Origin of the sequence: Trebonia sp., from assembly GCF_049794275.1 — a bacterium.
Classification (GTDB): Bacteria; Actinomycetota; Actinomycetes; order Streptosporangiales; family Streptosporangiaceae; genus Trebonia.
Window position 1 is genome coordinate 1 of the sequence record NZ_JBARCR010000921.1, and the last position, 6,489, is coordinate 6,489.

8 protein-coding genes are annotated in these 6,489 nt (G+C 69.7%); 6 read left to right on the top strand and 2 right to left on the bottom strand.

Going from position 1 to position 6,489, the window contains the following annotated elements; translation table 11 throughout:
- Window positions 1–757: 757 nt before the first annotated feature.
- From WA805_RS23705 to WA805_RS23720, 4 genes are read left to right on the top strand one after another with little or no spacing between them, the layout of a single operon-like run.
- Window positions 758–1,501, top strand: a complete 744-nt coding sequence (locus tag WA805_RS23705) for a GntR family transcriptional regulator (RefSeq protein WP_422273852.1) — start codon at window positions 758–760, stop codon at window positions 1,499–1,501.
- Window positions 1,502–1,522: 21 nt separating this feature from the next.
- A complete protein-coding gene (locus WA805_RS23710; RefSeq protein ID WP_422273850.1) occupies window positions 1,523–2,230 on the top strand; it encodes a 4-carboxy-4-hydroxy-2-oxoadipate aldolase/oxaloacetate decarboxylase in 708 nt (235 codons plus the stop codon).
- Window positions 2,231–2,246: 16 nt separating this feature from the next.
- Complete coding sequence (locus tag WA805_RS23715) at window positions 2,247–3,311, top strand: 4-oxalomesaconate tautomerase (RefSeq protein ID WP_422288895.1); 1,065 nt, start codon at window positions 2,247–2,249, stop codon at window positions 3,309–3,311.
- A 30-nt stretch (window positions 3,312–3,341) separates the two neighbouring features.
- Window positions 3,342–4,307 (top strand): VOC family protein, encoded by a 966-nt coding sequence (locus WA805_RS23720; protein WP_422273846.1) that lies wholly within the window; start codon window positions 3,342–3,344, stop codon window positions 4,305–4,307.
- Between the two features lie 13 nt (window positions 4,308–4,320).
- On the opposite strand, the gene WA805_RS23725 is transcribed toward WA805_RS23720, so the two are convergent.
- Window positions 4,321–5,103 (bottom strand): VOC family protein, encoded by a 783-nt coding sequence (locus tag WA805_RS23725; RefSeq protein ID WP_425243437.1) that lies wholly within the window; start codon window positions 5,101–5,103, stop codon window positions 4,321–4,323.
- A 125-nt stretch (window positions 5,104–5,228) separates the two neighbouring features.
- Between WA805_RS23725 and WA805_RS23730 the strand changes: the two genes are divergently transcribed.
- A complete protein-coding gene (locus WA805_RS23730) occupies window positions 5,229–5,576 on the top strand; it encodes a hypothetical protein (RefSeq protein ID WP_422273842.1) in 348 nt (115 codons plus the stop codon).
- 39 nt (window positions 5,577–5,615) lie between these two features.
- Here the strand turns inward: WA805_RS23730 and dtd are convergent, their stop codons facing one another.
- Complete coding sequence (gene dtd / locus WA805_RS23735; RefSeq protein ID WP_422288897.1) at window positions 5,616–6,050, bottom strand: D-aminoacyl-tRNA deacylase; 435 nt, start codon at window positions 6,048–6,050, stop codon at window positions 5,616–5,618.
- 41 nt (window positions 6,051–6,091) lie between these two features.
- Here dtd and WA805_RS23740 point away from each other — a divergent pair.
- Window positions 6,092–6,489: asparaginase (locus WA805_RS23740; RefSeq protein ID WP_425243438.1), on the top strand; the 398-nt coding region annotated here is incomplete at its 3' end.

Consider the following 6,489-nt stretch of genomic DNA (forward strand, 5'->3'; position numbering starts at 1 on the left):
GCTGCGGGGCGTGCGCGTCGTGGCGGCCACCGAGGCGCGCGCCAGCCGGGCGCGCGTCTTGGTCGGCGTCGCCGACCGACTGCGCCGCCGCCAGCAGAAGCATGTTCTCGGCCGCTCGTGAACTGAGGTAGCTGCCTGCCTCCGTCAGGAAACGGTCCAGGTCATGCGTGGTGCACCAGCCCATACGGTCAAGATCCCCGTCGTACGCTCATGCCGGGGGCCCCTCGGTCCGCCGACGTTCCGGGCAGAACAGAAATGTGAGGAAAAGTAACATAATGCCATCAAGTATCGGGTCGGCTGGGAGAAACCCGTAAAGTTACCGGCGAGTAGCCGCCGACTCGGCGCTCCGGACCGCTCCGCGCCCTCCGCGGCGCGTGCCGCGATGGACCCGATCCCGCCGCCGGCTGTCCGCCATGTCATGCCGCCATGCTGCCACGCAGGGGCCGCCCGGCGCATCCGGATCACACCGAGAATTCCCCTGAAACGGCAATTCTCAGGGCCCGCGAAACCTCCGCAATAGGGGTGATTCCGTTTTGACGTAAGAAAAGTATGCGCATAGGAGATTTTTCTTTCGTGATCATGAAAAGCCAGGGTTAATGCGGCAGCCGGGGCCGCGGGACGGGGCGGCGCGGGACGGGGCGGGCGGCTGTGGGGGGCCACAGCCTGGTTCGGGGTGTGTCCGTGGGCTGCCACACATCACGCGACCTGGGCCGACGGATTGTTGACAATGAAAGCGCGGGTTACGTAGCCTCCGGGCATGCCCAGACCTACGCCGGGCGGTCCTCAGGCTGGGGAACCCGCACGGACGCACGCGCTTGCCGCCCTCCGGCAGGCGATCTTGAGCGGGGACGTCGCCCCTGGTCAGCGGCTCGTCGAAGAAGAGCTCGCCGCGATGCTCGGGGTGACGCGGCAGAGCCTGCGGGCCGCGCTGCTCGACCTTACCGCCGATGGCCTCGTCGAGCGCATCCCCAACAGGGGCGCCCGCGTCCGGGTGGTCAGCACCGCCGAGGCGGTCGCCATCACCGAATGCCGGATGGCGCTCGAGGCGCTGTGCGCGGTCAAGGCGGCGGAGCGCATCACCGACGAGGAGGCCGTCGGGCTCCGCGAGCTCGGCGAACAGCTCAAGCGCGCGGTCGCCGACGGCAACCCGCTGAAGTACTCCGAGCTCAACAGGGAGCTGCACCGCCGGGTCGGGGCCATCTCCGGCCAGGCCACCGCGGTCGGCCTGCTCGACCGGCTGCACGCCCAGCTCGTCAGGCACCAGTTCCAGCTCGCGCAGCGGCCGGGCCGCCCCAGCCAGTCGCTGCCCGAGCACCTGGCCATCATCGACGCGGTCGCCGGCCGCCGGCCCGCCGACGCGGACGAGGCCGTCCGGCGGCACCTGAACAGCGTCATCAAGACCCTGCGGGCCGTCGGCGACGGAATGCCACCCGCGGCGCCCGGCATTCCGGAGACGAACCCGAACCGAAGGTCTGCACGCTCCGTAATACACAGTGACTGAGAGAAACCGAGGCTCCCAGACATGCTGAACGTCATCGTCACCGACCCACCGCGTGCCGATCTCGGCCAGGTAGCCAAGCTGGCCGAATACGGCGTCGCCACCGTCCACGAGGCGATCGGCCGTACCGGCTACCTCGGCCCGGCCGTCCGGCCGAACCAGCAGGGCACCCGCGTCGCGGGCACCGCGCTGACCGTGCTGTGCTGGCCGGGTGACAACCTGATGATCCACGCCGCGGTCGAGTACGCCAGGCCTGGCGACATCGTGGTGATCACGACGGCATCGCCGAACAGCGACGGCGCGTTCGGCGAGCTGCTCGCGACGTCGCTGCGCGCCCACGGCGTGCGCGGCCTCGTGATGGCCGCGGGGCTGCGCGACACCCAGGAGCTGCGGGAGATGGACTTCCCGGCCTGGACCGCCCACGTCTCGGCGCAGGGCACGGTCAAGGAGACCCCCGGCTCCGTCAACGTCCCCGTCATCATCGGCGGCCAGCTGATCAGGCCGGGTGACGCGATCGTCGCCGACGATGACGGCGTGTGCGTCGTGCCGCGCCCGGACGTGGACAAGGCCGTCACCGCCTCCGCCGCCCGGGTCGCCAAAGAGGACAAGAACCGCAAGCAGCTCGCCGACGGCGCGCTCGGCGTGGACATGTACAACCTGCGGCCCAAGCTCGAGAAGGTCGAGCGGATCAGCTACGCCGAGTACGTCAAGCGGGCCGGCGAGGGAAGCTAGCGGGAGGCGGGAAACCATGAGCGACGGCATCCGCTGCATGCAGATGCGGGGCGGCACCTCGAAGGGCGCGTACTTCCTCGCCAGCGACCTGCCCGCCGGCCCAGCAGAGCGCGACGACCTGCTGCTGCGGGTCATGGGCAGCCCGGATCCGCGGCAGATCGACGGCATCGGCGGCGCGCACCCGCTCACCTCCAAGGTCGCGGTGGTCTCCCCGAGCGCCACGGACGGCGTCGACGTCGACTACCTGTTCCTGCAGGTCGTCGTCGACCAGCCGGTCGTCACCGACAAGCAGAACTGCGGTAACATCCTGGCCGGCATCGGCCCGTTCGCCGTCGAGCGCGGCCTGGTCGCCGCGCAACCGGAGCAGACCAGCGTCCGGATCCGGATGGTGAACACCGACAGCATCGTGACCGCCACGTTCCCGACCCCCGACGGCATGCCGCGGTACAGCGGGGACACCGCGATCGACGGGGTACCAGGCACCGCCGCGCCGATCGTGCTCAACTTCGAAGACGACGGGCCGGGCAAGAACGTGCTGCCGACGGGCAACATCACCGACACGTTCAACGGGATCACCGTGACCTGCGTGGACAACGGGATGCCCGTCGTCGTGGTCGCCGCGAGCAGCTTCGGCAAGACCGGCTACGAGTCCGTCAAGGAGCTCGAGGCCGACGAGGAGCTCAACAAGAAGGTCCAGGAGCTGCGCCTGGAAGCGGGCAAGGCGATGGGCCTCGGCGACGTGAGCGGCACCACCGTCCCGAAGATCTCGCTAGTCGCCGCGCCGGAATCGGGCAGCGGCACGATCGCCACGCGGACCTTCATCCCGGTCCGGGTGCACGAGTCGATCGGGGTACTCGGCGCGGTCAGCGTCGGCACCGCGGTCATGCTCCCCGGCGCGGTCGGCAGCGACCTGGCCGTCATGCCGCCGGAGGGCAGCCACCGGCTGAGCATCGAGCACCCCAGCGGGGCGCTCCAGGTCGAGGTCGAGCTCGACACCACGACGACACCGCCGAAGGTGCTGCGCTCCGGCGTGGTGCGCACGGCGCGCAAGCTTTTCGACGGCACCGTCTTCCCGAGATAGCCCAGATAGCTACGCCTGGAGAAAAGAACCATGTCACGACCCCCGCTGCACGACATAGCCCACCTGGCATACCTAGAGCTGCTCACACCGGAATTCGACAAGTCGGTGTGGTTCTTCACCGAGGTGCTCGGCCTCACCGTCGTCAGCAGCGAGGGCAGCTCCGTCTACCTGCGCACCTGGGACGACTACGAGCGGCACACGATCAAGCTGACCGGGCACCACACGTCGGGCATCGCACGGGTCGGCATGCGCGCCGAGAGCGCCGAGGCGCTCGACCGGCGGGTCAAGGCGATCGAGGCGAGCGGGCTCGGGATCGGCTGGAAGGACGGCGACCCCGGCATCGGGCCGACCTACGCCTGCTACGACCCGGACGGGCACGAGATGGACCTGTACTACGAGACCGAGTGGTACGCGGGCGTCCGGCCGCCGGAACTCGCGCCGGCGCTGAAGAACCAGGCGCAGGCTTACCCGGGGCGCGGGGTCAGCGTCCGGTACCTGGACCACGTCAACTACCTGGCGGTCGACTCCGCGGCCTGCGGGGACTTCATGGTGGACCAGCTCGGCGCCAGGATCACCGAGCGGATCCAGCTCGACGACGGCACCTACTCCGCCGTGTGGACGCACTTCGCGCAGAAGAGCTACGACGTGGTGTACACCAACGACTGGACCGGCACCCGCGGGCGGCTGCACCACATCGCGTTCCGCACCGACACGCGCGAGGACATCCTGCGCGCGGCGGACATCGCCCTGGACAAGGGCGTGTTCATCGAGACCGGGCCGCACAAGCACGCGATCCAGCAGACGTTCTTCCTGTACCTGTACGAGCCGGGCGGCAACAGGATCGAGCTGTGCAACGCGGTCGGGCGGCTGGTGTTCGCGCCGGACTGGGAGACGGTCACCTGGACGCAGGCCGAACGCGCCAAGGGCCAGGCCTGGGGCCTGAAGACGATCGACTCGTTCCACACGCACGGGACGCCGCCCGTCGCGGGCGTCTAGGCGCGTAAGGCGGTCACTCGCCGCCCGGCGGGATCGAGATCAGGCTGAAGACCGCGCCCTGGTTGTCGGCCACGGTCGCGAGCCGGCCGTAGGGGCTGTCTGCCGCCGGCCGCACCACGCTGCCCCCGTTGTTCGTCACGGCGGCGACCTGGCTGTCGGTGTCCGCGGTGCCGAAGTACGTGGACCAGGCCGCCGGAATGTCCGCCGGGGTGCCGTCCGGGTAGCCGCCGATGCCGCCGACCTCGTGGCCGTCCAGCAGCAACGTGGCGTAGCTGAACTCGTCCGAGCTCATGTCCCCGTACTCGTAGCCGAACACCGCCGCGTAGAACGCCTTGGCTCCCTCGAAGTCGCGGCTGAGGTGCTCGTTCCAGGTGAGCGCGCCCGGCGCGTTCGCCAGCCCGACGCCGGTGTGCGCGCGGGCCTGCCAGATGCCGAACGCGGCGCCGGTGATGTCGGCCGCGATCCCCATCCGCCCGACGTCCATCACGTCCATCGGCTCCATCAGCAGGTGCCCGCCCGCGCCCTTGATCTTGGCGGCGGTCGCGTCCGCGTCGTTGGTCGCCAGGTACATCGTCCAGACGGTCGGCGTGTCGGGCGGCCCCATCTTCGGCCCGATCCCGGCGACGGTCCTGCCGTCGAGGTGCGCGATCGCGTAACCGCCGGTTTCCGGGCCGCCCTGTATGACTTCCCAGCCGAAGACGCCGCTGTAGAAGCCGATGGCCAGGGGAATGTCGCCGACGCTGACGTCGACCCAGCTCGGCGTCCCCTCCGGCCATGCGGTGTCACGCGTAACCACAACCGTCACCTCCGTCTCGAGCGCGGTTCGCTCCATTGCGACGCGCTATGGGCAGACGGTAACACCCGCGCTTCTGTTTCTGACGGCACACTCGCGTCGTGACCGGTAACTCCTACAATGGGGCGATGGTGTACAGCAAGACCAGGCTCGGCGCGGACCAGCTGTCCGGCGGTCCGAGGCTGTCCAGGCGCGGGAAGATGATCGTCTTCTCGCTGCTCGGCGTCGTGCTGGCCGCGGCGATCTCGCTGGGCATCTGGAGCGCGGTCGGCTCCGACCAGTACGGCTCGTCGGCGAACGGCTGCGTGAACTTCAACATCCCCAACACCATGGGCGGCGCCCTGATCCACTACTGCGGGTCGCAGGCGGTGGACTACTGCCGTTCGGCGTACGCGTCGTCAGACAAGCTATCGCTGCTCGGCCGCCCGCAGTGCGAGCAGGCCGGGCTGACCAGGGCTAAGGTCGCCGCGGGCTGAGGTTTTTCTCCTTATCCCGAACGGGCCCGTTTCTTCGCGTCACAGCTCCAGGATGAGCGTGACCGGGCCGTCGTTGACGAACGCGACCTTCATGTCGGCGCCGAACTGCCCCGTCTCGACGTGCGCGCCGAGGTTCCTGAGCTCGCCGATGACCGCGTCCACCAGCGGCTCCGCGACCGGACCTGGCGCGGCCGCCTGCCAGGTGGGGCGGCGGCCCTTGCTGGTGTCGCCGTACAGGGTGAACTGGCTGACGACGAGCAGCGGGGCGCCGAGGTCTTCGCAGGACTTCTCGCCGTCGAGAATGCGCAGGCCCCAGAGCTTCCTGGCGAGTTTGCCCGCAATGCCGGAGCTGTCGTCGTGGGTAACGCCGACCAGCACGAGCAGCCCCGGTCCGGCGCCCTCGTCGATCGCGCCGGTGACCTGACCGTCGACGGTGACGCTGGCCTGGGTCACCCGCTGCACGACTGCTCGCATGAAATGCCAGCCTAACGGGCGATACGGACCATAATGGTGCGGTGACCCTCGAACAGCTGTCCCCGGCAGACGTTGCCGTGAACCCTGTGCTCGCCGAGGTCGTCCGGTCCGGTTTCGTGGAGTCCCGGCACCGCGGCGCGGTGGCGGCGCTCGCCGCCGACGGCACGTTCGCGTTCACCACGGGCAGCGCCAACACGCCCGTCTTCCCGCGGTCGGCGAACAAGCCGCTGCAGGCGGCGGCGATGCTCCGCTGCGGGCTCGGCCTGGACTCCGAACTGCTCGCGCTGGCCGCGGCAAGCCACTCCGGTGAGGACTTCCACGTTGACGGGGTGCGGAAGATCCTGTCCGGTGCCGGGCTCAGCGAGGACGACCTGCGCTGCCCGCCGTCGTGGCCGCTGGACATCGAGACCGCGCGGCGGCTGGTCGCCCGCGGCCAGGG

Excerpts from the sequence above, each read along its gene's own strand:
- WA805_RS23705 (WP_422273852.1), top strand. The coding sequence starts at position 758 with ATGCCCAGACCTACGCCGGGCGGTCCTCAGGCTGGGGAACCCGCACGG.
- WA805_RS23710 (WP_422273850.1), top strand. The coding sequence starts at position 1,523 with ATGCTGAACGTCATCGTCACCGACCCACCGCGTGCCGATCTCGGCCAG.
- WA805_RS23715 (WP_422288895.1), top strand. The coding sequence starts at position 2,247 with ATGAGCGACGGCATCCGCTGCATGCAGATGCGGGGCGGCACCTCGAAG.
- WA805_RS23720 (WP_422273846.1), top strand. The coding sequence starts at position 3,342 with ATGTCACGACCCCCGCTGCACGACATAGCCCACCTGGCATACCTAGAG.
- WA805_RS23730 (WP_422273842.1), top strand. The coding sequence starts at position 5,229 with ATGGTGTACAGCAAGACCAGGCTCGGCGCGGACCAGCTGTCCGGCGGT.
- dtd (WP_422288897.1), bottom strand. The coding sequence starts at position 6,050 with ATGCGAGCAGTCGTGCAGCGGGTGACCCAGGCCAGCGTCACCGTCGAC.